The sequence below is a fragment of the Kitasatospora sp. NPDC054795 genome, assembly GCF_053611565.1.
On sequence record NZ_JBSHAP010000008.1, the window covers coordinates 24,588 to 47,653 of the forward strand.

Annotated in this window: 22 protein-coding genes; 10 read left to right on the forward strand and 12 right to left on the reverse strand. The window is 75.2% G+C overall.

Features of this window, described 5'->3' with window-relative positions; translation table 11 throughout:
* The first annotated feature begins 99 nt into the window (after positions 1–99).
* From ACWGJO_RS04595 to cpt, 6 genes are all read left to right on the forward strand, one after another.
* Complete coding sequence (locus tag ACWGJO_RS04595) at positions 100–1,092, forward strand: cobalamin biosynthesis protein (RefSeq protein WP_452182124.1); 993 nt, start codon at positions 100–102, stop codon at positions 1,090–1,092.
* Positions 1,089–2,627 carry a cobyric acid synthase gene (locus tag ACWGJO_RS04600; RefSeq protein ID WP_452182125.1) on the forward strand — a complete coding sequence of 513 codons (1,539 nt, stop codon included), beginning with the start codon at positions 1,089–1,091 and terminating at the stop codon, positions 2,625–2,627. Before ACWGJO_RS04595 ends, ACWGJO_RS04600 begins: the two co-directional genes overlap by 4 nt.
* A 136-nt stretch (positions 2,628–2,763) precedes the next feature.
* Positions 2,764–4,878 (forward strand): putative cobaltochelatase, encoded by a 2,115-nt coding sequence (locus tag ACWGJO_RS04605; protein WP_452182126.1) that lies wholly within the window; start codon positions 2,764–2,766, stop codon positions 4,876–4,878.
* Positions 4,879–4,884: 6 nt separating this feature from the next.
* A complete protein-coding gene (gene cobO, locus ACWGJO_RS04610; protein WP_049655361.1) occupies positions 4,885–5,490 on the forward strand; it encodes a cob(I)yrinic acid a,c-diamide adenosyltransferase in 606 nt (201 codons plus the stop codon).
* 4 nt (positions 5,491–5,494) lie between these two features.
* A complete protein-coding gene (locus tag ACWGJO_RS04615) occupies positions 5,495–6,895 on the forward strand; it encodes a cobyrinate a,c-diamide synthase (protein WP_452182128.1) in 1,401 nt (466 codons plus the stop codon).
* 87 nt (positions 6,896–6,982) lie between these two features.
* Complete coding sequence (gene cpt, locus ACWGJO_RS04620) at positions 6,983–7,519, forward strand: chloramphenicol phosphotransferase CPT (protein WP_452182189.1); 537 nt, start codon at positions 6,983–6,985, stop codon at positions 7,517–7,519.
* Here the strand turns inward: cpt and ACWGJO_RS04625 are convergent.
* Together ACWGJO_RS04625 and ACWGJO_RS04630 are read right to left on the reverse strand one after the other, a co-directional pair.
* Complete coding sequence (locus ACWGJO_RS04625; protein WP_452182129.1) at positions 7,435–8,100, reverse strand: protein kinase domain-containing protein; 666 nt, start codon at positions 8,098–8,100, stop codon at positions 7,435–7,437. The genes cpt and ACWGJO_RS04625 overlap by 85 nt on opposite strands.
* Positions 7,986–8,573: a TetR/AcrR family transcriptional regulator gene (locus ACWGJO_RS04630; RefSeq protein ID WP_452182130.1), complete on the reverse strand. Its 588-nt coding sequence runs from the start codon at positions 8,571–8,573 to the stop codon at positions 7,986–7,988. The genes ACWGJO_RS04625 and ACWGJO_RS04630 overlap by 115 nt, the downstream gene beginning before the upstream one ends.
* A 141-nt stretch (positions 8,574–8,714) precedes the next feature.
* On the opposite strand from ACWGJO_RS04630, the gene ACWGJO_RS04635 reads away from it, so the two are divergent.
* A complete protein-coding gene (locus ACWGJO_RS04635) occupies positions 8,715–9,896 on the forward strand; it encodes an FAD-dependent monooxygenase (protein WP_452182131.1) in 1,182 nt (393 codons plus the stop codon).
* Positions 9,897–10,115: 219 nt separating this feature from the next.
* Here ACWGJO_RS04635 and ACWGJO_RS04640 read toward each other — a convergent pair whose 3' ends face one another.
* Entirely contained in the window at positions 10,116–10,568 is a 453-nt protein-coding gene (locus ACWGJO_RS04640) for a hypothetical protein (protein ID WP_452182132.1), read from the reverse strand.
* 86 nt (positions 10,569–10,654) lie between these two features.
* The gene (locus ACWGJO_RS04645) at positions 10,655–11,164 is read right to left on the reverse strand and encodes a MarR family winged helix-turn-helix transcriptional regulator (RefSeq protein WP_452182133.1); all 510 of its coding nucleotides are present in this window, start codon (positions 11,162–11,164) and stop codon (positions 10,655–10,657) included.
* A gap of 140 nt (positions 11,165–11,304) precedes the next feature.
* Between ACWGJO_RS04645 and ACWGJO_RS04650 the strand changes: the two genes are divergently transcribed.
* Positions 11,305–12,258: an EamA family transporter gene (locus tag ACWGJO_RS04650; protein ID WP_452182135.1), complete on the forward strand. Its 954-nt coding sequence runs from the start codon at positions 11,305–11,307 to the stop codon at positions 12,256–12,258.
* A 138-nt stretch (positions 12,259–12,396) separates the two neighbouring features.
* Here ACWGJO_RS04650 and ACWGJO_RS04655 read toward each other — a convergent pair whose 3' ends face one another.
* From ACWGJO_RS04655 to ACWGJO_RS04665, 3 genes are all read right to left on the reverse strand, one after another.
* Positions 12,397–13,239 carry a hypothetical protein gene (locus ACWGJO_RS04655; protein ID WP_452182136.1) on the reverse strand — a complete coding sequence of 281 codons (843 nt, stop codon included), beginning with the start codon at positions 13,237–13,239 and terminating at the stop codon, positions 12,397–12,399.
* Between the two features lie 83 nt (positions 13,240–13,322).
* Positions 13,323–14,348: a TolB family protein gene (locus tag ACWGJO_RS04660; RefSeq protein WP_452182190.1), complete on the reverse strand. Its 1,026-nt coding sequence runs from the start codon at positions 14,346–14,348 to the stop codon at positions 13,323–13,325.
* Between the two features lie 2 nt (positions 14,349–14,350).
* Positions 14,351–15,754, reverse strand: a complete 1,404-nt coding sequence (locus ACWGJO_RS04665; RefSeq protein ID WP_452182137.1) for an MFS transporter — start codon at positions 15,752–15,754, stop codon at positions 14,351–14,353.
* A 381-nt stretch (positions 15,755–16,135) separates the two neighbouring features.
* On the opposite strand from ACWGJO_RS04665, the gene ACWGJO_RS04670 reads away from it, so the two are divergent.
* Both ACWGJO_RS04670 and cobC read left to right on the forward strand, forming a co-directional pair.
* Complete coding sequence (locus ACWGJO_RS04670; protein ID WP_452182138.1) at positions 16,136–16,570, forward strand: cobalamin biosynthesis protein; 435 nt, start codon at positions 16,136–16,138, stop codon at positions 16,568–16,570.
* 56 nt (positions 16,571–16,626) lie between these two features.
* The gene (gene cobC / locus ACWGJO_RS04675; protein ID WP_452182139.1) at positions 16,627–17,673 is read left to right on the forward strand and encodes an Rv2231c family pyridoxal phosphate-dependent protein CobC; all 1,047 of its coding nucleotides are present in this window, start codon (positions 16,627–16,629) and stop codon (positions 17,671–17,673) included.
* A 171-nt stretch (positions 17,674–17,844) separates the two neighbouring features.
* Here the strand turns inward: cobC and ACWGJO_RS04680 are convergent, their stop codons facing one another.
* From ACWGJO_RS04680 to ACWGJO_RS04700, 5 genes are all read right to left on the reverse strand, one after another.
* Complete coding sequence (locus ACWGJO_RS04680) at positions 17,845–18,912, reverse strand: cobalamin-independent methionine synthase II family protein (protein WP_452182140.1); 1,068 nt, start codon at positions 18,910–18,912, stop codon at positions 17,845–17,847.
* A gap of 96 nt (positions 18,913–19,008) precedes the next feature.
* Positions 19,009–19,602: a hypothetical protein gene (locus ACWGJO_RS04685; protein WP_452182141.1), complete on the reverse strand. Its 594-nt coding sequence runs from the start codon at positions 19,600–19,602 to the stop codon at positions 19,009–19,011.
* A gap of 260 nt (positions 19,603–19,862) precedes the next feature.
* Complete coding sequence (glnII, locus tag ACWGJO_RS04690) at positions 19,863–20,885, reverse strand: glutamine synthetase (protein WP_452182142.1); 1,023 nt, start codon at positions 20,883–20,885, stop codon at positions 19,863–19,865.
* 185 nt (positions 20,886–21,070) lie between these two features.
* A complete protein-coding gene (locus tag ACWGJO_RS04695) occupies positions 21,071–22,042 on the reverse strand; it encodes an SCO1860 family LAETG-anchored protein (protein WP_452182143.1) in 972 nt (323 codons plus the stop codon).
* Between the two features lie 176 nt (positions 22,043–22,218).
* Positions 22,219–22,896, reverse strand: coding sequence for a uracil-DNA glycosylase (locus ACWGJO_RS04700; RefSeq protein ID WP_359903447.1), 678 nt, complete (start codon positions 22,894–22,896; stop codon positions 22,219–22,221).
* Positions 22,897–23,066: the final 170 nt, after the last annotated feature.

Consider the following 23,066-nt stretch of genomic DNA (forward strand, 5'->3'; position numbering starts at 1 on the left):
GTCACGTCGATCCAGGGCGCGGACCCTGAGTGAGGACACGCACGCGATGCAGGCTGCCCCACCCCACCGGACTCCGAGCTGCCTTCCGCCGTGCCCCCGATGACCCCGCTCGGGCCCTCCTCCTCGCCGCGCCCGCTGGCCCGCGCCGCCGCGTTCGCGCTCGGCGCCGTCGCGGGCCATGTCGCCGACGCCCGCTTCGCCGACCCCCGCCGGGGCCATCCGGTGGCTGTCTTCGGCAGCGCCGCGACCCGGCTGGAGCGTCGGCTGTGGCGCGACGACCGCGGCGCGGGGGCCGGGTACACGGCGCTGTGCGTGGGCGCGGTCGCGGCGGGCGCGCTCGCCCTGGACCGTACGGTGGGCCGGCGTCCGCTGGGCCGGGCGGTGCTGGCGGCGGCCGCGACCTGGACAGTGCTCGGCGGCACCTCGCTGACCCGGGAGGCGCGCACCATCGGCCGCTCGCTGGCCGCGGGCGACCTCGCGGCCGCCCGGGAACGGCTGCCGCACCTGTGCGGGCGGGACCCGAGCGCGCTGGACGGGCAGCAGATCGCCCGGGCGGTGGTCGAGTCGGTGGCCGAGAACACCGCCGACGCCGTGGTGAACGCGCTGACCTGGGGCGCCCTGGCCGGCACGCCCGGCCTGCTGGCCTTCCGCGCCGTGAACACCCTGGACGCGATGGTGGGCCACCGCTCGCCGCGCTACGCCCGGTTCGGCTGGGCCTCGGCCCGGCTGGACGACCTGGCGGGCTGGCCGGGCGCCCGGCTGACGGCGCTGCTGACGGTGGCCGCCGCGCCCGAGCCCCGTACGGCCTGGCGGGTCTGGCGGCGCGACGGCTCCGCGCACCCGAGCCCGAACGCGGGCCAGGCCGAGGCGGCGTTCGCCGGCGCGGTGGGCGTACGGCTGGGCGGGGCGCTGCGGTACGGCGAGCGGGTGGAGCACCGGCCCGTACTGGGTGCGGAGCTGCGGCCGGTGACGGTGGACGACATCGAGCGCGCCTGTGCGCTCTCCCGGCGGGTGGGCGCACTGGCGCTGGGTACGACGGTCGCGGGGCACGTCCTGCTGCGGATGCTGCTGAGGAAGAGGGGACGGGCATGAGCAAGGCGCTGCTGGTCGCGGGGACGACCTCGGACGCGGGCAAGAGCGTGGTGACGGCCGGGATCTGCCGTTGGCTCGTCCGCCAGGGCGTGCGGGTCGCGCCGTTCAAGGCGCAGAACATGTCGCTCAACTCCTTCGTCACCGCCGACGGTGCCGAGATCGGCCGTGCCCAGGCGATGCAGGCCCAGGCCGCCCGGGTGGAGCCGGAGGCGGCGATGAACCCGGTGCTGCTCAAGCCGGGCGCGGACGGCCGCAGCCAGGTGGTGCTGCTCGGCAGGCCGGTGGCGGAGGTGGGCGCGCTGGACTACCGCGAGCGCAAGCCCGTCCTGCTGAAGCGCGCCCTGGAGTGCCTGGCGGACCTGCGCGACCGCTACGACGTGGTGGTCTGCGAGGGCGCGGGCTCGCCCGCCGAGATCAACCTGCGCGACCGCGACATCGCCAACATGGGCCTGGCGACGGCCGCCGCCCTGCCGGTGGTGGTGGTCGGGGACATCGACCGCGGCGGGGTCTTCGCGGCGATGTACGGGACGCTGGCGCTGCTGTCGGCGGAGGACCAGCGGCACGTGGCCGGCTGGTTCGTCAACAAGTTCCGCGGTGACGCGCGGCTGCTCGCACCCGGGCTGGAAATGTTGCACGGGCTGACCGGCCGTCCGGTGCTGGGCACGCTGCCGATGCTGCCCGGGCTCTGGCTGGACGCCGAGGACTCGCTGGACCTGTCGACGGTGGTGGACCGGGCGGACGGGCCCGGGCCGTACGGCGCGGACGTGCTGCGGGTGGCCGTGGTGCGCTTCCCGCGGCTGTCCAACTTCACCGACATGGACGCGCTCGCGCAGGAGCCGGGCGTGCTGGTGCGCTGGGCGACCCGCCCGGAGGAGCTGGCCGACGCCGACCTGGTGGTGCTGCCCGGGACCCGGGCCACCGTCGCCGACCTCGCCTGGCTGCGCGAGCGCGGTCTGGAGCCGGCGCTGCGGGCGCGGGCGGCGGCCGGGCTGCCGGTCCTCGGGGTCTGCGGCGGCTATCAGATGCTGGCGCGCTCGATCGTGGACGAGGTCGAGTCGAAGGCGGGGGCCGTCGAGGGCCTCGGCCTGCTGCCGACCCAGGTGCGGTTCGGCGCCGAGAAGGTGCTGGCGCGGCCGGTCGGCGAGGCGTTCGGGCAGCGGGTGGAGGGCTACGAGATCCACCACGGGGTGGTCACCGTCGAGGGCGGGGACACGTTCGTCTCCGACGGCCGGGGGCGGGGTCTGGACGGCTGCCGGGTGGGCCCGGTCTGGGGCACGACCTGGCACGGCGCGCTGGAGAACGACGGGTTCCGCCGCGAACTCCTGCGCGAGGTCGCCGCGTTGTCGGGCCGGGCGTTCGTCCCGGCCCCGGACACCTCCTTCGCCGCGGCGCGCGAGGCCCGGCTGGACCGGCTGGGCGACCTGATCGAGGAGCACGCCGACACCGACGCGCTGTGGAAGCTGATCGAGGGCGGGGTGCCGGCGGCCGGATCGCTGCCGTTCGTCCCGCCCGGGGCCCCTGGGAGTGACGCATGAGCCGGGTACGGCGGCAGTGCCGGGTACGGCAGCAGGGCCAGGCAGGATCACGCAACCGGGCAGGATCACCGAGCCGGGCAGGATCACAGGACCGGACAGTGCCGCGGGACCGGGCACGACAGGAGTGGGGTACGGCATGAGTGACGTCCGCTATCCGTTCACCGCGATCGTCGGCATGGCCGACCTGCGGCTCGGGCTGTTGCTGAACGCGGTCTCCCCGGCCGTGGGCGGCGTGCTGGTGCGCGGTGAGAAGGGCACCGCGAAGTCGACCATGGTGCGCGCGCTGGCCGGCCTGCTGCCGTCCATCGCCACCGTGGACGACTGCCGCTTCGCCTGCGACCCGGCCGCGCCCGACCCGCAGTGCCCGGACGGGCCGCACGTCTCCCCGCCCGCTTCCGAACGGCCGGCCCAGCTGGTCGAGTTGCCGGTCGGCGTGGCCGAGGACCGGATCGTCGGCTCGCTCGACCTGGAGCGGGCGCTGGCCGAGGGCGTCAAGGCGTACGAGCCCGGGCTGCTCGCCAGGGCGCACCGCGGCGTGCTCTACATCGACGAGGTGAACCTGCTCCAGGACCACGTGGTGGACCTGCTGCTGGACGCCGCCGCGATGGGCCGCTCCTACGTCGAGCGCGAGGGCGTGTCGGTGCGCCACGCGGCCCGGTTCCTGCTGGTGGGCACGATGAACCCGGAGGAGGGCGAGCTGCGGCCGCAGCTGCTCGACCGGTTCGGCCTGACCGTCGAGATCGCCGCCACCCGGGATCCGGCCGAGCGCGCCGAGGTGGTCCGCCGCCGGCTCGCCTACGACGCGGACCCGGCCGGCTTCGCCGAGCGGTTCGCCGAGGAGGAGCGGGCTCTCGCCGAACGCATCGTCGCGGCGCGGGAGTTGCTGCCCAAGGTCGAGCTGACCGATGTGGCGCTGCGTCAGATCACCGCCGTGTGCGCCGCGTTCGAGGTGGACGGGCTGCGCGCGGACATCGTGATGGCCCGCACAGCCGTCGCACTGGCGGCCTGGGACGGGCGCACCGAGGTGCAGGAGGAGGACGTCCGCAAGGCGGCGCAGCTGGCGCTGCCGCACCGGCGCCGCCGCAACCCCTTCGACGCGCCCGGACTGGACGAGGAGCAGCTGGACCGGACGCTGGAGGAGCACGCGCAGCAGGAGGAGCCTGAGCCCGAGGGCGACGGATCCGGCCCGGACGGCGACGGGCCGGACGGCGACGGTGACGGGCCGGAGGGCGGCCCGGACGGGGGCGGCCCCGACGGCGGCGGCGCGCCCGAGCCGTCCGACGGCGGCCCCGAGGGTTCCGCTCCCGAACCGTCGGCCCCCGAGGGCCCCGAGGCGCCCGCGCAGCAGCCCGTACCCGCCCAGCACCCCTCCCCCGCGCGGGAGTCGGCGCCGGTCGCGGCCGGAGACCCGTACCGGACCCAGCTGTTCACCGTCAAGGGCACCGGGCACGGCGCCCAGGGCCGCCGCTCCCCCGCCGAGACCACCGGCGGGCACACCATCCGCGCCCGCCGCCCGCAGGGCGCGCTCGGCCGGCTGCACCTGACCGCGACCCTCCAGGCCGCCGCGCCGCACCAGGCGGCGCGCGGACGCAGCGGGCGGGCGCTGGTGGTGCACAAGGACGACTTCCGCGAACAGGTGCGCCAGGGGCGGGAGTCCAACCTGGTGCTGTTCGTGGTGGACGCCTCCGGGTCGATGGCCGCCCGGCAGCGGATGACCACCGTCAAGGGCGCGGTGCTGTCGCTGCTGATGGACGCCTACCAGCGCCGCGACAAGATCGGCATGATCACCTTCCGGGGCGCGGGCGCCGAGCTGGCGCTGCCGCCCACCTCCTCGGTGGAGGTCGGCGCGGCCCGGCTGGAGTCGCTGCCCACCGGCGGGCGGACCCCGCTGGCCGCCGGCCTGCTGCGCGCGCACGAGGTGCTGCGGGTCGAGCGGCTGCGCGACCCGAGCCGGCGCCCGCTGCTGGTCGTGGTGACCGACGGCCGGGCCACCGGCGGGCGGGACGCGCTCGCCCGCTCGCACCGCGCGGCCGCGCTGTTCGCGGCGCAGGGTACGGCGAGCGTGGTGCTGGACTGCGAGTCCGGCCCGGTCCGCCTGGGCCTGGCCCGCACCCTGGCCGGACTGCTCGGCGGCACCGCCGTCGGCCTGGACGAGCTGCGCGCCGAGGGCGTGGCCTCGCTCGTCCGCGAGAGCCGGTCCGACAACCGTTCTGCGAACCGTGCAACCACCGCGATGCGAAAGGCGGCCTGAGCCGACATGCCCAAGGGTGTCCCCGAGAGCGTCCCCGACGACGGCCTGACGACCCGTCAGCGCCGCACACTGCCGATCACCGCCGTGCACACCGGCCCCGGCAAGGGCAAGTCCACGGCCGCGTTCGGCATGGCGCTGCGGGCCTGGAACCAGGGCTGGCCGGTCGGGGTGTTCCAGTTCGTGAAGTCCGCCAAGTGGAAGGTCGGCGAGGAGAACGCGCTGCGCGTGCTCGGCGCCTCCGGCGAGGGCGGCACCGTCGACTGGCACAAGATGGGCTCCGGCTGGTCCTGGATCCAGCGCTCCGCCGAGCAGGAGATGTCCAGCGAGGAGGCGGCCAAGGAAGGCTGGGAGCAGGTCAAGCGGGACCTCGCGGCCGAGACCTACCGCTTCTACGTGCTGGACGAGTTCACCTACCCGATGCACTGGGGGTGGGTCGACCCGGACGAGGTGGTGGCCGTGCTCAAGGACCGTCCGGGCAGTCAGCACGTCGTCATCACCGGCCGGTACGCGCCCGAGGCGCTGACCGGATTCGCCGACCTGGTCACCGAGATGACCAAGGTCAAGCACCCCATGGACGCCGGCCGCAAGGGCCAGCGCGGTATCGAGTGGTAGGCCGTTGAGCACCGTCCCCCGCCTCGTCGTCGCCGCGCCCTCCTCGGGCGCCGGCAAGACCACCGTCGCCACCGGCCTGATCGCGGCGCTCGCCGCGCGCGGGCTGGCGGTGTCGCCGCACAAGGTCGGCCCCGACTACATCGACCCGGGCTACCACGCGCTCGCCGCCGGTCGCCCGGGCCGCAACCTGGACGCCTTCCTGTGCGGGCCGGAGCGGATCGCACCGCTGTTCCTGCACGGCGCGGCGGGGGCGGACGTCGCGGTGGTCGAGGGGGTCATGGGCCTGTTCGACGGGGCCTCCGGGCGCGGGGAGCTGGCCTCCACCGCGCACGTCTCCAAGCTGCTGCGGGCGCCGGTGGTGCTGGTGGTGGACGGCTCCTCGCAGTCCCGCTCGGTGGCCGCGCTCGTGCACGGCTTCGCCTCCTGGGACCCGCAGGTGCGGCTCGCCGGGGTGATCCTCAACCGGGTCGCCTCCGACCGGCACGAGCAGCTCCTGCGCGAGGCCCTGGAGGAGGGCTCCGGCGTGCCGGTGCTGGGCGCGCTGCGCCGCTCCGCGGCGGTCGCCACACCGTCCCGCCACCTCGGGCTGATCCCGGCGGTGGAGCGCTCGGCCGAGGCCCTGCGGGCGGTCGCCGACATGGGCGAACTGGTGGCCTCCTCGGTCGACCTGGACGCCCTGCTCGAACTCGCCCGGACCGCACCGGACCTGGACGCCGAACCGTGGGACCCGTCGGCCGAGGTCACCCCGGTGGCCGGCCGGCCGCGGATCGCGGTGGCGGGCGGCGCGGCCTTCTCCTTCTCGTACGCGGAGAACGCCGAACTACTCGGCGCGGCGGGCGCGGAGGTGGTCCCGTTCGACCCGCTGCACGCCTCGTCGCTGCCCGAGGGGACGGCCGGCCTGGTGATCGGCGGCGGCTTCCCGGAGCTGTACGTGCGCGAGTTGAGCGGCAACGCCGAACTTCGCGCCGCCATCGCCGGGTTCGCCGCCGCGGGCGGGCCGATCGCCGCCGAGTGCGCCGGACTGCTCTACCTGGGGCGGGAGTTGGACGGCCTGCCGATGTGCGGCGTGCTGGCCACCGACGCCCGGATGACCGAGCGGCTCACCCTCGGCTACCGGGAGGCGGTCGCCCTGCACGACTCCCCGCTGGGCCCGGCCGGCACCAGGCTGCGCGGCCACGAGTTCCATCGCACGGTCTGCGAACCCGGAGCGGGCGAACTCCCGGCCTGGGGCTGGCGCCTTCCCGCCGGCCCCCGCACCGAGGGCTTCGGAGGCGGCAACGTGCACGCCTCCTACCTGCACCTGCACTGGGCGGGCGCGCCGGCGCTGGCGTCCTCCTTCACGGCCGCGGCGGCGGGCTACGCGGCGGGGGCGGGCTTCGCGGCGGGGGCGGCCGGAGCCCTGTAGTCCACGGCTCGCCCCGTCCCCCGGGGCTCTCCCCCGGATAACGCGGCGACGCCGCGGGGTGTGCCGCCATAGGCTCCGCCCATGCATGTGATCGTTCTCAACGGCGGGTCCAGCTCCGGCAAGTCGAGCATCGCCCGGCGCCTGCAGGAACTGCTGCCGGACCCGTGGCTGCACCTCGGCGCGGACACCATGGTCGAGGCGCTGCCGGCGTCGTTGCGCGACGGCGGCGAGGGAATCGGCGGGCTGGAGGGCGGGGACGGGACGGTCGAGGTCGGCCCGGTCTTCGCCGCGCTGGACGCCGCCTGGACGCTCGGGGTGGCGGCGATGGCCCGGGCCGGGGCGCGGATCGTGGTGGACGAGGTGTTCCTCGGCGGCGCCGCTTCGCAGGCCCGGTGGCGGGCGGCGCTGGAGGGTCTGGACGTGCTCTGGGTCGGGGTGCGCTGCGATCCTGCGGTGGCCGCGGCGCGAGAGGCCGCGCGCGGCGACCGGGTGGCCGGGATGGCCACCGCGCAGGCCTCCGCGGTGCACCAGGGCGTCGCCTACGACCTGGCCGTCGACACCTCGCGGGCCTCGGTGGACGACTGCGCCCGGCTCGTCGCCGGGCGGGTGGCGTCCGACGGTTGAGCCGCCTCCGGCCGGACCCTGTCGTATGCGGCCGCGCCCCGTCGTACCCGGCCGCGCCCCGTCCCGTGCTCCGGGACCGCACCCCGTCGCCCGGGGAGCCGGGTCCGGGCTCGCCGCCTCCGCTGCAGCGCGAGGGCCTGCCGGCCCCGGGTGATCCGGTCGTGGACGGCCGCCGGACCGACCCCCTCCTCGCCGAACTGCTCCGGCGCCAGGTACGTCAGGGCGCCCGGGCCGCCGCCGGTGGCGGTCGGCCGGGTGCCGTCCACGATCGCCGCGATGCCGAAGTCCAGCAGGCGCGGGCCGGCCGTGGTCAGCATGATGTCGGCGGGCTCGAGGTCCCGGTGGACGAGCCCCAGCCGGTGCACCCCCGACAGCGCCACGGCCGGCGCCGGCGCGAGGGCGCGCAGCGCCTCCGCGGAGCGGATCGCTCGCTGCTCGCGCAGGCGGGCGCCGCCGGATCCCGGGCCTACCGGTCGAGAAGCACGGCGAGGTACCGGTCGATCTCCTCGCGCAGCTCCTCGGGCATCGGCACGTGCCAGTGCCCGCTGCCGGCCGTCGCGTTGAACAGCACGCCGTCGCACCAGCGGATCAACCGGCGGGAGTCCCCCGTCGGGTCACTCGAACCGGCGGCGGCGAGCAGCTCGGCGGCGCGCTGGGCGAAGCGCGCGCCCAGGCGATCGTAGAGGGAGCGCAGTTCGGGCCTGCGGGTGGCCTCCAGGGCGAGCTCCAGGCGGGCCAGGGTGATCCGCCGGCCGCCTGTGAGTGCCTGGAAGAGCACCTCGGCGCCGACCTCGGCCAGCTGCTCTCGCGGCGGGGCGGCGGCCGCCGGCAGCTCGCCCTCGACGAGGACGGGGTAGTCGGCGGTCTCCCGCTCGACGATCCGGGTGAGCACGAGCTCCAGCAGGGCGGCCCTGGTCCGGGCGAGGTTGGAGGTCGAGCCGGCGGGCAGGCCGGACGCGTCGTCCACGGCGCGGTGGGTGAGCCCGCGCAGGCCGGCGTCGGCGATCAGGTCGATGGCGGCGTCGGCGATCAGGGTCGGGCGCGGGGGTGTCATGGGTCCGATCATGGCCTTTCCGAAGAGGCTCCCCCAACTCACTACAGCCGTAGTTTACGACTCACTACATGCGTAGTACCGTTTCGAACATCGGGCACTACATCTGTAGTGGCCGGAGCGCGCGAGAAGAGGAGCCCCCTCATGGGCCTGCACCAGGCGATCGTCATCGGCGGCGGCATCGGCGGCCTCACCGCCGCCCTCGCCCTCCACCGACAGGGCGTCCCCGTCCGCGTCCACGAGCGCGCCGACTCCCTCGAATCCGTCGGCGCCGGACTCGCCCTGGCCCCCAACGCCCTGCGCTGCCTCGACCGGCTCGGCATCGGCGGGCACCTGCGCGCCCTCGCCACCCCGCACCCAGCCGTCGGCCTGCGCCACCCCTCCGGCCGCTGGCTCGCCCGCACCAGCACGTCGGCCTTCGAGGCCTGCTTCGGCGACACCATCGCCGCCGTCGCCCGCGCCGATGTCATCACCGCCCTGGTCGACGCGCTCCCGGAGGGCACCGTCCGCACCGGCTCGCCCGCCACCCTCGTCACCCCCGGCAGCGCGACCGGGCCCGCCGTCGTCCGCACCGCCCACGGGGAGGAGACGGCCGACCTGGTCGTCGCCGCCGACGGCATCCACTCCGCGACCCGGAGCCTGCTCTTCCCCCGGCACCCCGGCCCCCGCTACAGCGGATTCACCACCTGGCGCACCATCGTCACCCCCGGCCGCCTCCCGGCCACCGCCGGCGAGGTGTGGGGCCGCGGGAAGCTCGCCGGGATCGTCCCGCTCGCCGACGGCCGGGTCTACGTGTACGGCGCCGCCCTCGCCCCGGCCGGTGAACGGGCCGCCGACGGGGACGAGCGGGCCGAACTCCTGCGCCGGTACGGCGACTGGTGCGCCCCCGTACCGCAACTGTTCGCCCTGGCCGAGCCCGAGCGGGTCCTGCGCCACGACGTCCGGGACCTCGCCGACCCGCTGCCCGCCCACCACCACGGCCGGGTCGCCCTCCTCGGCGACGCCGCCCACGCGATGTGCCCCTTCCAGGGCCAGGGCGCCTGCCAGGCCATCGAGGACGCCCTCGTCCTGGCCTCCCTGCTCACCCCCGGCACCGACCCCGCCGCCACCCTGCCCGCCTACACCGCCGCCCGGCTCCCCCGCACCACCGCCGTCGTCGCCGGCTCCCGCCGCATCGGCGACCTCGTCGCCCTCCGCTCCCCCGCCGCCACCTTCCTGCGCACCACCGCCCTCACCCTCGCCGGCCTGCTCCCCGCCCGCGCCCTGCTGAGCCGCGCGGCCCGGACGTACAACTGGCGGCCGCCGACCCCGGGCGGGGCGGAGTGAGGGGACCCGCCCTCCGCCGAGCACGTCCACCGAGCACGTCCACCGCGGCTCTCGGAGCCGCGGCCGGGCGCGGGGGCGGGGGCAGGACCGGGGCGGCGGGGCAGGACCCGGGCGGCCGGCTGCGGGCTGCGGGCTGCCGGCTGCGGGCTGCGGGCTGCGCCTCGGCGCCCTCCGGCTGCCGGGGCGGGGCGTGGACGACACGGACGGTCCGGGCGGCCGTCAGGCGAGCTTGCCGAAGGTGCCGTCGAGCGGGTCGGACCGGTGGCAGGCGACACAGCGCAGCCGGGTGTAGATCGCCACCGCGCCCATGAAGACGTCCTCGCGCCCGTCGGCCGGGGACTCGGAGGAGGCCGGCTCCCCGCAGTCCAGGCAGACGCGGCGGGGGCGGGCGGCGACCGAGCAGGCGCGGCAGATCAGGTGGGTCGGGTGTTCCGCGTGCACGACGACGGGCTGGGGACCGCCGTACAGCAGGTGGTCGCACCACGTGCAGGACTCGTCCCGCTGGGCCGCCAGCATCCGGGCCCGGGCCTCCTGCTGCCACTTCGCCGCGTGCTGCAACGGCACCCTGACGGGCGGTCCCCACCCGGAAGCGGTGAGCCACCGGGCGCCCTCCGCGCCGGCGGCCCGCAGCTGGTCGTCGACGGCGATGTCCCTGGGCGTCTTCTCGTTCATCGAGGCCTCTCCTCCGCTGGGCTTCCGCAGAGGACAACGCGGCCGGGACACCGCCGGACACGCGGCCCGGCGCGCCCGGCCCCGGTTCAGAGGAGCGGCTCGGTGTCCCCGTGCGCGATGAGCAGCTTGCGCAGCAGGGTGTCGAGCCGGGTGCGCTCGTCCGCGTCGAGGGCCGAGAGGATGCGCTCCTCGTTGCCGACGTGGCCGGCCAGAGCGCCGTCGATCAGCTCCTTGCCGGCCGGGGTGAGGCGGACCAGGACGGCGCGGCGGTCGCTCGGGCACGGGTTGCGCTCGACCAGGCCCTTGGCGGACAGCCGGTCGACCCGGTTGGTGATGGCGCCGGAGGTGACCATCGCGGACTTGAGCAGCGCGCGGGCGTTGAGCTCGTACGGCTCGCCGGAGCGGCGCAGGGTGGCCAGCACGTCGAACTCGGAGGAGTCCAGGCCGCAGGCGGTGAAGTACTCGCGCAGGGCGTTGTCGACCCGGACGTTGAGCCGTCGGAGCCTGCCGATCAGGGCCATGGGGCCGGCATCCAGGTCGGGGCGGGCCCGGGCCCACTGCTCGACGATGTCGTCCACGGTGTCGCGCTGCCGCATGTCCGCCGCCCTCCCGGGGCCGTCCGATCCGAAGCCTTCCGTCCAACGCGGATATCTTAACATTCACATACTTGACGTTCTCCGATCCTGGGCGTAGAAAGTATCTCAACGTTCAGATAATCAACGTTCAGGGGGACGTCATGGCCGTCATGGACCGCAAGCGCGCGGGGATCGCCGTCACCGCCGCACTCGCCCCGGCCGCGTGGGGCACCACCTACCTCGTCACCACCCAGCTGCTGCCCGAGGGCCGCCCGCTGCTGCTCGCCGCCCTCCGCGCCCTGCCGGCCGGACTGCTCCTGCTGCTGATCGGCCGCCGACTTCCCAAGGGGCGCTGGTGGGGGCGCGCGGCCGCCCTCGGGATGCTCAACATCGGGCTGTTCTTCCCACTGATGTTCGTCGGCGCGTACCGCCTGCCCGGCGGCGTCGCCGCCACCATCGGGGCGATCCAGCCGCTGCTCGTCGCCGGGTTCTCGATCGGCGTGCTGCGGGCGCGGCCCGGACGGCGGGCGGTGATCGCGGGACTGGTCGGGGTCGGCGGAGTGGCCCTGCTGGTGCTCAAGAGCGGCGCCCGGCTGGACGGCGTCGGGATCGCCTCGATGGTCGCCGGGATCTCCCTGATGGCCATGGGCACCGTCCTCACCCGCCGCTGGGGCCGCCCCGAGGGCGCCACCCTGCTCGACCTCACCGCCTGGCAGCTCCTGGCCGGCTCGGTCTTCCTCGTGCCGCTCGCCGCCGTGGTCGAGGGCGCGCCGCCCGCCCTGAGCGCCGCCAACCTGGCCGGCTTCGCCTACCTCGGCCTGTTCGGCACCGCGCTCGGCTACTTCCTCTGGTTCCGCGGCATCGAGCAGCTCGGCGCCGGCCCGGCCTCCTTCCTCGGCCTGATCAACCCGGTCGTCGCCACCCTCGGCGGCCTCGTCGTCCTCGGTCAGACCCTCACCGCCTGGCAGCTCCTCGGCCTTCTCCTCGCCCTCGCCGCCATGCTCGTCGGCCAGGCCCCCGCCCGCCGCACCCCCGCCCCCGCCCCCACCCCGGCACCGGCACCGGCACCGACCACCGTGCCCACCCCCCAGCCCGAGCCGGCCACCGCCCGCTGACCGGGCCACTCCCCCGGGCCGGCATCTCCCTGAACGCCTGCGCCCCGCCGTCGCGGCGGGGCGCAGGCGTATTCGGCGGGCGGCGAGCGATGACGGACGGGCCGCGCGGACGGCGGAACCCGGACCCCGGGCGGCGGGTCAGCCGGTGGCGCGGATGTAGATGTCGGCGGCGCCGGGCAGGCCGCCGGGGATGGTGGCGACGTAGATGCGGCGGGCGGCGGGGGCGTGGGTGGGGAGGTCGGAGGGGGTCGGGGTGGGGGTGGGCGTCCAGGTCGGGGCGGGCGTCGGGGTGGGGAGAAGGGTGGGGGCGGGGTCGTCGGGGGTGGGCTCGTCCGGGGCGGCCGCGGGGGCCGGTTCGACGGTGGGTTCCTCGGGGTCGGCATCGGGGTCGCCGGGGTCCGGGGCGGCGGCGGTGGGGTCGGAGGGCCCGGCCGGGTCGGTGGGCTCGGCGTCCGGGGACGGGCTCTCGGTGGGCGCGGCGGCGGGGTCGGCGGTGGCGGACGGGCCGGGCGCGGGCGTCGGCGCGGACTCGGGGAGCTCCGGGGCCTCGGCCGGCTCGTCGCCGCCGAGGGCGGCGAGCAGGTCGGCCGGGAGCGGGGCGGCCGGCCCGGGCGAGGGGAGGTCGTAGGCGCTGAGGAAGTCGCCGAGGCCGGGGGCCCTGCCGCCGCCGAGGCGGTAGTGCAGGTAGGCGACCGGGGCGCCGCCGGAGGTGTGGGTGTAGACGGCGCCGACCGGGACGTAGAAGCGGCCGATGCCGGGATGCTGGGACGGGTGCAGGCCGGCCAGGCGTTCGGCGCGGTCGCGGTCGGTCTCGCGGCCGGTACCGCCGGCGGTGAGCGCGTTGACGCCGCGCACCACGAGGGCGGCGGCGACGGACACGCAGAGCACCAGCCCGACGGCGACGGTGCGCCGCAGGACCGGGCGGCCGTGCAGGGCGGGCCAGGAGTCGGTCACCGTGCGCTCGGGTGGAATGCCGTCCACGGTTGTCTCGCTCCCCCGTTCGTTCAGGACGCCTGATCAGGACGTCACACTCTGCTCGACGTGGGACCGTAGCCGAGAGTTCCTCAGCCCAGGTAGGCGGGGGCGACCGCAGCCCTGGTGACCGGCTGCGCGCTGCCCGAACCGTCTGCCGGGACGGTCCACAGGTCGGCGCCGTAGTCGCCGGGCAGGGCGTAGACCAGGGTGTCCTCGCCGGACCAGAGCGCCTGGTCGTCGATGTTGCGCTGCTCGGCGGTGGCGGTCTCGGTCATGGTGGCGAGGTCGAGCACGTACAGCCGCCACGGGGCGTCGGCGGGCAGGCCGGGAACGCGCTTCTTGTAGGCGACGCGGGTGCCGTCCGGGGAGAGCGAGGGGCACTCGACGTTGTCGTGCAGGGTGGTGAGGGTGCGGGCGGCGAGGTCGCCGCGGACGAGGTGGGTCCGCCCGGCGCTGGCGAGGGTGGCGTAGAAGGTGTTGTCGTCGGCGAAGGTGACGCCCCAGATGTTGATGTCGTGCGCCTGGTAGGGGTGGCCGTCCAGGACGGCCGAGAAGTCCTCCAGGTTCTCCCGCAGGTTCCAGTCCCGGACGTCCACGATCGAGGTGCGGGTGGAGAAGTCGCTGCCCGCGTACGAGTCGCCGCTGACGAAGACCGTCCAGGCGGCGAGGTGCCCGGACGGGGAGATCCGGGAGCGGGTGGGGATGCCGGCCGCCGGGAACGAGCGGAGCTCGCGCAGGTGGCCGTCCAGGACGACGGCGCGGTAGGTGTCCTCCAGCGCGCCGTGCTGGGCCTGGAGGCAGATGCCGGTGCCGGCGGCGGCGTGGAAGCGCAGGCACTGGACGCCGGAGGCGGTGCGCGGGCCGTCGGGGCGGTCGGCGGCGACGGACGTGATCTCGTCCCGGTGCGGGCCCCAGGCCATGTTGCGGAACAACAGCTGTCGTCCGCCGGACTGCACCTGTAGTGAGACCGGGCCGGACGTGACGGACGGCCCGCCGGGCTGGGCCTGGTCCCGGCGGGCGGTGCGGTCGGCGGCGTTGAGGACGGCCCCGGTGCCGACCGCGCCGAGCAGCACGACGGCGACCAGCAGGATGATCATCCTGGTGCGGTTCCGCAGGTTCATCGGGTCTCCTCCGGGGTCTTCGCGGCGGCAGGTCCGGGCTGCTCCGCTACGGGGACGGGCTGACCGGCAGCGGGTCCGGACGGGCGCAGTACCGCCGCCGCGCCGAGCACGCACAGCGCCAGCGCCCCCGCCGACCAGCCCAGCGCCGCCGGGCCGCCGACCACCCCCCACAGCGCGCCGAACAGCAGCGAGCAGGCGAACCGGGCCAGCGCCTGTCCGGTGCCGACCAGGGCGAGCCCGGCGCCGCGCTGCTCGGCGGGTACGGCGTCGGCGGCCGCGGCGGCGAGCACGCCGTCGGTGGCCGCGTAGAAGGTCCCGTGCAGCACCAGCACGCAGAGCACCGCCGGCAGCCCGCGCAGTGGTGACAGCAGCAGCCCGTACGCGAGCAGCAGCACCCCGTGCCCGGCGAGGAAGAGCCGGTGGCGGCCGATCCGGTCGGCGAGCGCGCCGAGCGGGACGGCGAGCAGCAGGAAGGCGGCGGCGGTGCCCAGCGGCAGCAGCGGGAAGAGGCCGACGGGCAGGTCCAGCCGGCGCTGGACGAGCAGGTAGAGGAAGGAGTCGCTGACGGTGGTGAGGCCGAGCAGGACGGCGCAGAGCGTCAGCCGGCGCAGCCCCGGCAGCCGCAGCAGGGTGAGGCTGTCGCGCAGTGAGGGGGCGGAAGTCGACAAGTCGTCACCCTGCTGCCGGTTCGGCACGAACAGCAGCAGGATCAGCACCCCGAGCGCCGCGACGCACGCGCTGACCGCGAACACCGCGTCGTAGCCGTGCCGCTCGCCGCCGTCGGCGAGCAGCGGGCCGCCGGCCAGCCGCAGCACCAGGAACGCGGTGAGCGGCCCGAGCAGGGCGCCGGCCGTGTCCATCGCCCGGTGCACCCCGAACGCCCGGCCGCGGTGGGCGGGTTCGGTGGCGAGCGAGATCATCGCGTCCCGGGGGGCGGTGCGCAGGCCCTTGCCGGTGCGGTCGACGGCGATCACGGCACCGATCAGCGGCACGGTGTGGGCGAACAGCAGCAGCGGCCGGCACAGCGCGGACAGCCCGTACCCGACGGCCGCGACGGTCTTGTGGCGGGCCGCGCCGTCGCGGCCGCGGCGGTCGGAGAGGTGGCCGCCGACCAGCCGGACCAGTGCGCTGAAGCCGTTCTGGATGCCGTCGAGCAGGCCGAAGCCGAGCGGGGAGAGGCCGAGACCGGTGAGCAGGTAGAGCGGGAGGACGGCGGTGACCATCTCCGAGGAGATGTCGGTGACCAGGCTGACCGCACCGAGGGCGACCACCGCCCCGGGCACGGCGCCCCGCCGCACCGGGCCCGGGGCCGGCCCGGCGGTGGTCGGCGTGGCGAGGGGCGGCCCGACGGGAGGCCGCCCGGCGGGGGCCTTCGAGCTGCGCGAGTCCGCGACGTACACGGCCGTCAGTTCCGGATTCCGGTGCGGCCGACGGCGTCCGCGGAGCGCGGCCGGGGACGCGGCCGGGGACGGCTGCCGGGGGCGAGGGTTCCGGGGGCGCGCAGTCGTGCGAAGGCCATGGGGTCCTCCGGAGGTCGGGGATTCCTGGGCGGGAGCGCCGAGAACAGTAGGAGCGCCGCGGTGTCGTGTACCGCACAACGCAGATGAAGAACAGGCGAACAGCTGCCGCACCACGGCGAACCGGCACGGACGGCAGACCCGGCACGGACGGCAGACCCGGCGCCGACGGCGGACCCGCGTCGGACGTCACACCCACCGCGATTGACCCGTTCCGGCCGGGCGTGGTGGGATCACCGGAGCTCGGGACGAAAGGTGCGGCACGTGAGCGAACCGGTCGCCGGCGCCCCCCGAACCCTGGTGGTGGGGATCGGCGCGAGCAGCGGCGCCGAACGGACCGAGGTCCTGCGACTGCTCACGGACATCCTCCGGGAGACCGGCCTGATGCCGTCCGCCGTGGCCCGGCTGGCCACCGTGACGGGCAGGGCGGACCACCCGGCGGTGCGCTGGGCGGCCGACCATCTCGCCGGGGTACCCGTGGACGAGTACCCGCCCGAGGTACTGGCGGGCGTGCCGGTGCCGAACCCCTCCGCCACCGTCGGTACGGCTGTCGGCACCGCGAGCGTGGCCGAGGCGGCGGCACTGGCGAGCGCGCCGGGCGGCCGGCTCGTGGTCACCAAGCGGAAGTCGGCGCGGGCCACGGTCGCGATCGCCCGGACGGCACCACCAGCCCCGACCGGCACCAGCCGAACCACCTGAGCCACCTGAGCCGCCCGAAACCCGAAGCACCCGAAGCACCCGCAAGGAGACCCCGCGTGACCGCCCCCGAACCCGACCTGCGCCACCACGGCGACGCCGAGGTGCGCGCCGACGGGCTCGGCCTGGTCGACCTCGCCGTCAACGTCCGCACCGGCACTCCCCCGGCGTGGCTGCGCGAGCACCTCGCGGCCACTCTCGGCGACCTCGCCGCCTATCCCGACCAGAGCGCCGCTCGCGCCGCGGTGGCCGCCCGGCACGCCCGCCCGGTCGGGGAGGTGCTGCTCACCTCGGGGGCCGCGGAGGCCTTCGTCCTGCTGGCAAGGGTTCTGACTCCACGTCATATTATCGTTGTGCACCCGCAGTTCACCGAGCCGGAGGCGGCCCTGCGGGACGCCGGGCACCGGGTGCACCGGGTGCTGCTCTCCCCCGAGGACGGGTTCCGGCTGGGCGCCGTCCCCGAGGAGGCGGACCTGGTCGTCCTCGGCAACCCGACCAACCCGACCTCGGTACTGCACCCCGCCGAGGCCGTCGCCGCGCTGGCCCGGCCCGGGCGCACCCTGGTGGTGGACGAGGCGTTCATGGACACCGTGCCGGGCGAACGGGAGTCCCTCGCCTCCGTCCGCGGCCTGCCAGGCCGGGTCGTCGTGCTGCGCAGCCTCACCAAGACCTGGGGGCTGGCCGGACTGCGGATCGGCTATGTGCTCGGGCCCGCCCCGCTGATCGCCGACCTCGGCGCCGCCCAGCCGCTCTGGCCGGTCTCCACCCCGGCACTGGCCGCCGCCGAGGTGTGCAGTGGCCCGGCGGCGCTCGCCGAGGCCGAGCTGGCCGCGGCCGAACTGGCGCTCCGGCGCGAGCACTTGGTGAAGGGCCTGGCCGCCTTCCGGTCGGTGCGGCAGTACGGCGAGCCGGCCGCCTCCTTCGTCCTGGTCCGGCTGCCGGATGCGGCGGCCGTCCGGCGGCGGTTGCGCGAGCACGGCTTCGCCGTCCGGCGCGGGGACACCTTCCCGGGGCTGGGCGAGGAGTGGCTGCGGATCGCCGTCCGGGACGAGGAGACCACCGACCGATTCCTCAACGCCCTTGAGGCCGTGCTCGGTTCGGCCTGACCGGCACGACACCAGCACCCTCCGGACGCCCGCCGTCCGCCCGTCCGCCCATCAGGCCGGACGGGCGAACGAACGGACGGACGAACGACCGAACGGACGGCTGGCCGGACGGCCGGGCAACCAGCCCCGGCCAGGCGCAGAACAGCTCAGCCCGCACCGACGCGACGAGCGCTACTGCAGCCCGAGCACCTCCGCCGCCATGGCGGTACCCCTCACCCGGGCCGCGATCTTGGCGAAGGCGGTGTCCCGCGAGGTGGAGGCGTCGTCGGCGAAGGGCGAGAATCCGCAGTCGTCGGTCGTGCCGAGCTGGTCGACCGGGATGTGCCGGGCCGCGGCCAGCACCCGGTCGCGCACCTCCTCCGGGCTCTCCACCCTGGGGTCGATCGGGTCGGTCACCCCGACGAACACCCGGATTCCGGGGCGGAGTTGATCCGCGATGACGGCGAGCACGCGGTCGGGGTCGGCCTCGCTCGCCAGCTGCACGTAGAAGTTGCCGACCTTGAGCCGGAAGAGCTTCGGCAGCAGCTCGGCGTAGTCGACGTCCAGGCTGTGGGTGGAGTCCTGGTCCCCGCCCGGGCAGGTGTGCACGCCGAGGCGGGCCCGCTCCTCCTCGGTGAACCGGTCGAGCACCTGGTTGTTGAGGGCCACGAAGTCGTCGAGCAGGCTGCCCGACGGGTCCAGCTTGAGCGACAACCTGGCCTCGGTGAAGTCGAGTTGGACGACGTGGGCGCCCGCGTCCAGGCAGCCGCGGATGTCGGCCTCGGCCTCGTCGGCCAGGTCCTTCAGGAAGTTCTCGCGCGAGTACCCGTCGATACCGTCGGCCGGGTAGAGCAGGCTGAGCGCGGAGGGTGCGATGACGGCCTGCTTGACGGGCTGCGAGGTGTGGCGCAGGGCTTCGCGCAGGTAGGTCTCGGCACGGACGCGGTACCGGAAGGGTCCGGCGGTCAGCCGCGGCAGCTGCCGGGTGTGCCCGTCGGCGAAGGGGATGACGGCGCCGTCCCCGGCGAGGGAGGTCAGCCCGGCGAGGGGGTACGTGACGAAGCTCGGCTTGGCCTGCTCGCCGTCCACCAGGACGGGGCAGCCGAGCTCCGCCAGCCTGGCCAGCGTGTCGGCGGTGGCCTCGTCCTGCAGCTTCTTCAGGTCGGCGTCGGACAGCCGCCCTTCGGCGTGTTCGGTCAGGGCGTTCAGCAGGGTGCTCGGCCGGGGGATGCTGCCGATGGGCTCCGTGAGAATGGTCATGACGGGACGGTAGAAAGGGCGGCGCCCCGAGCACAACGGGGCGCACGGCGCATTCCGCCCGACTGTTCACACTCCGCGCGCCCCACCCTTCTGCGTTCACGCCCCCGGAACGGCACACCCCTCCGCCCAATCCCGTAGCGTGGCGAAGTCCTCGGCCAGCAGGCCGATCCGGGGGTTGACGTGCAGGGCCAGCGCCCGCCCGGGATGGTGGGCGGCGATCCACTCCTCGTCCAGCGGGCCGAGTTCGTCGTCCACCCAGACGAACGGGCGTCCGGCGGCCCAGGCGACCACGTCCCGGGTCTTCCAGTGCAGCCCGTCCGCGTTCACCCCGAACAGGTCGGACCAGCGGATGTACGGCAGTTCGGGCAGGCCGATGTGCGGGCCTATGTGGGTGTTCGCCTCGCCCATCCAGCCGGTGGCCCACACCAGTTCGTACGGCAGCGCCAGCAGCGCCTCGCCGTGGGAGGGGTTGAGCCAGACCCGCAGCGGCTTGACCCGGACGGTGGGCGGCTTGGCGTGCTTGGCGCGGGTCGCCTGCCGGGCCTGGACCGCCGCCAGGTGCTCCTGCTTCGCCACCCACCAGGAGGGGCGCAGCCGGTGGGTGGCGTAGCCCTCGGGCCTCCGCTTCGGCGCGGCGTAGGGATTGAGCGGTCCGTCCACGTCGAGCAGGAGCAGGGGCTGCTGGGTCATGCCATGAATTCTCGGTCCGGTGAGGGCGCTTGACCAGCGATTTGCCGGCCCGCGATCGGTCGGGCGGACCCCGGGGCGTCCCGGCCGCACCGCCCGGCCCGCCCCGGCTCCAGGCGTCACGGGCGGTTCCACAGGTTGCGGGCGGCGAGCAGGCCCCGACCCCCGGCGGCCCCGACGCCGCAACGCCCGCGGGCCCCCTCCTGCACCGGGAGGGGGCCTGCGGGCGTGACGTGGTACGGGTGGCCGGGTACGGCGGTGGATCAGACCTGGCCGGCCTTCTCCAGGGCCGCGCAGCAGGTGTTGATCAGGAGGCGGGTGACGACGTAGGGGTCGACGTTGGCGTTCGGGCGGCGGTCCTCGATGTAGCCCTTCTTCTCCACCTCGACCTGCCACGGGATGCGCACGGAGGCGCCGCGGTCGGAGACGCCGTAGCTGTAGGCGTTCCACGGGGCGGTCTCGTGCTTGCCGGTGAGGCGGGACTGGATGTCGTCGCCGTACTGACTGACGTGCTCCAGCACCTTCTCCTGGGAGGCGCCGAGCGACTCGCAGGCGGTGATGATGGCGTCGTAGCCCTCGCGCATCGCCTTGGTGGAGAAGTTGGTGTGGGCGCCCGCGCCGTTCCAGTCGCCCCTGGCCGGCTTGGCGTCCAGGGTGGCGTCGATGCCGAACTCCTCGGCGGTGCGGTACAGCAGGTAGCGGGCGATCCACATGTCGTCGGAGACGGTCAGCGCGTCGACCGGGCCGATCTGGAACTCCCACTGGCCGGGCATGACCTCGGCGTTGATGCCGCAGATGGCCAGGCCGGCGTCGATGCAGCGGTCCAGGTGCAGCTCGACGATCTCGCGGCCGAAGACCTCCTCGGCGCCGACACCGCAGTAGTAGCCGCCCTGCGGGGCCGGGAAGCCGCCCTCCGGGAAGCCGAGCGGGCGGGAGCCCTTGAAGAAGGTGTACTCCTGCTCGATGCCGAAGATCGACTCCTGCGCGGCGTACTTCTCGGCGACCTCACGCAGCAGGGAGCGGGTGTTGGAGACGTGCGGGGTGCCGTCCGTCTCCAGGACCTCGCAGAGGACCAGGATGTTGTCGCCGCCGCGGATCGGGTCCGGCACCACGCGCACCGGGTCCAGCACGCGGTCCGAGGCGTGGCCCTCGGCCTGGCTGGTCGAGGAACCGTCGAAGCCCCAGGTGGGGATCTTGTCGGCGTTGGGCAGGACGCGAGTCTTGGAACGGAGCTTCGCGGTCGGCTTCGTGCCGTCGATCCAGATGTACTCGGCCTTGATTGCCACGTCGTGTCCCTCGCATTGCTGGGTGGTGGGTGCCCGCGTAGCGTTGCAAGCCGCCGTTTCCCGGTTGTTCCTCTCGTGTAACGCGCATGTGAACCAACCGTCCGCATTGGCACGGTCACGGTGCGGGAGTGCCCGGGGTGGCACTCCCGCCATTCCGGGTGCCGTCGGTGACGGCACGGGCATGGTCAGTGACGACGGGCGTGCGCGGCGCGACGGCGCCGGGTGGCCCACAGCGCGGCCGCCCCGCCCGCGACCAGGGCGGCGGCCCCCGCGGCGAGCGGGCCGGTGGCACTGCTGCCGCCGGTGGCGGCCAGCTTCTCCGCCTTCTCCGACTTCTCCACCGCGGCCTGCGGACCGGCGGCCCGCGAGGTGGCGGTGTCGGCGACCGGCTGAGCGGCGGGCGCGGTACCCGTGGTGGCCGGGCCGCTCGGGGCGGTCGGGGCGGTCGACGGCGCGGAGGGCTTCTCGCAGCTCACCGAGGCGACGGTGACCTTCCCGGTGACCTTGGCGACGTTCAGGTTGAGCGGGTTCACCTCCACCTGCACCTCCAGGGCGGAGGCGGCGGCGGTGGTCGTGGTGACGGTCTTCTTGGAGAACTCCACCGAGACGCTGCCGACCAGCGGCACGTCCACCTTGGTCGGGCCGTACACGCCGACGGTGACCGGCTTGCCGAGCACGCTGAGCTTGACCGGCGCGACCACGTCGGCGGTCGGCTGCCCGTCGACCGGACAGGTCGCCTCGGCGCTCATCGCCTCCAGGCCGAGCAGCGCGGTGGTGGGCAGCCCGGGGGCGTGCACGTCGGCGTTGACCAGCCTGACGGAGGCGGTGGCGCCCTTGGCGTCGACCCTGGTCACCGACTTGCCGATGTCGGCCTTGACGAGCTCGACCGGGCCGGTCTGGTCGACCCCGGCCACCGTGGCCGTCAGGATCGATCCGTCGCGCTGCGCCGGCGACTCCACCTTGTTCAGCGCGATGTTCACCGGGACGTCCACCGCCTTGTTCAACAGGCTGACGTCCAGGTCGAGTTCGGCGGTGACAGCGCGGGCCTTGCCGGGTGACGGGGCGGGCTCGGCCGCGTGGACGGGCGCGGCGGTGAGCAGGGTGCTCGCCACCACGGCGGTGGCCGCGGCGGCGGAAACGATTCGGCGAGAAGACATGGCGATACCCCCACACAGATGAAACGATGAGACGCCAGTCTTCTCGAACAATCCGTCACATGAGTAACACAGAAAGTCATTTCACTCGTTGGAGTGAGATTGGCGTTCTGCGCTGACCCAGCTCTGCTACAGCGGCCGGACCGTACGGGCCTACCGCGGCCGCGCCGTACCGGCGGCTACGGCAGCCGCCAGTCCACCGGCTGCGCCCCCTGCCGCACCAGCAGCTCGTTCGCCCGGCTGAACGGCCGCGAACCGAAGAAGCCGCGGTCGGCCGACATCGGGCTGGGGTGGACCGACTCCACCGACGGGACGTTGCCCAGCAGCGGGCGAAGGTTGCGGGCGTCGCTCCCCCACAGGATCGCCACCAGCGGGCCGCCGCGCGCCACCAGCGCCCGGATCGCCTGCTCGGTGACCGCCTCCCAGCCCTTGCCGCGGTGCTGGCCGCTCTTGCGCGGCTGCACGGTGAGCACGCGGTTGAGCAGCAGCACGCCCTGCTGCGTCCACGGGGTGAGGTCCCCGTTGGACGGCTGCGGCAGGCCCAGGTCGGTGCCGTACTCCCGGTAGATGTTGATCAGGCTCGCCGGGATCGGCCGCACCTCCGGCGCCACCGAGAAGCTGAGCCCGACGGCGTGGCCGGGCGTCGGGTACGGGTCCTGCCCGACGATCAGCACCCGCACGTCGGCGAAGGGCTGCTGGAAGGCCCGCAGCACGTTCGGGCCGGAGGGCAGGTAGGTTCGGCCTGCGGCCAGTTCGGCGCGCAGGAAGTCGCCCATCGCGGCGACCCGTCCGGCGACGGGTTCCAGGGCGGTGGCCCAGCCGGGCTCGACGATCTCGTTCAGTGGACGCGGTGCCATGGTCGCCACCCTATCGGCCTATGCCGACAGCGCCTTCAGCGGATGATCATGGGATCGAGGCAGGTCGACGGGGTCCACGGGCGGTGTCCTCGGCCCGGCCGAGGACACCCCGGGCCGACCCGACCCGCCCCCCCCCCAGCCCCCCCCGCCCCGGGGCCCCGCGCCCCCCG

Bases quoted from the DNA above. Each gene is read 5' to 3' on its own strand.
- ACWGJO_RS04685 (WP_452182141.1), bottom strand. From the start codon at position 19,602: ATGACCCAGCAGCCCCTGCTCCTGCTCGACGTGGACGGACCGCTCAAT.
- ACWGJO_RS04645 (WP_452182133.1), bottom strand. From the start codon at position 11,164: ATGCGGCAGCGCGACACCGTGGACGACATCGTCGAGCAGTGGGCCCGG.
- ACWGJO_RS04650 (WP_452182135.1), top strand. From the start codon at position 11,305: ATGGCCGTCATGGACCGCAAGCGCGCGGGGATCGCCGTCACCGCCGCA.
- cobO (WP_049655361.1), top strand. From the start codon at position 4,885: ATGCCCAAGGGTGTCCCCGAGAGCGTCCCCGACGACGGCCTGACGACC.
- ACWGJO_RS04600 (WP_452182125.1), top strand. From the start codon at position 1,089: ATGAGCAAGGCGCTGCTGGTCGCGGGGACGACCTCGGACGCGGGCAAG.
- ACWGJO_RS04595 (WP_452182124.1), top strand. From the start codon at position 100: ATGACCCCGCTCGGGCCCTCCTCCTCGCCGCGCCCGCTGGCCCGCGCC.
- ACWGJO_RS04700 (WP_359903447.1), bottom strand. From the start codon at position 22,896: ATGGCACCGCGTCCACTGAACGAGATCGTCGAGCCCGGCTGGGCCACC.
- ACWGJO_RS04680 (WP_452182140.1), bottom strand. From the start codon at position 18,912: ATGACCATTCTCACGGAGCCCATCGGCAGCATCCCCCGGCCGAGCACC.
- ACWGJO_RS04605 (WP_452182126.1), top strand. From the start codon at position 2,764: ATGAGTGACGTCCGCTATCCGTTCACCGCGATCGTCGGCATGGCCGAC.
- ACWGJO_RS04635 (WP_452182131.1), top strand. From the start codon at position 8,715: ATGGGCCTGCACCAGGCGATCGTCATCGGCGGCGGCATCGGCGGCCTC.
- ACWGJO_RS04640 (WP_452182132.1), bottom strand. From the start codon at position 10,568: ATGAACGAGAAGACGCCCAGGGACATCGCCGTCGACGACCAGCTGCGG.
- ACWGJO_RS04695 (WP_452182143.1), bottom strand. From the start codon at position 22,042: ATGTCTTCTCGCCGAATCGTTTCCGCCGCCGCGGCCACCGCCGTGGTG.
- ACWGJO_RS04630 (WP_452182130.1), bottom strand. From the start codon at position 8,573: ATGACACCCCCGCGCCCGACCCTGATCGCCGACGCCGCCATCGACCTG.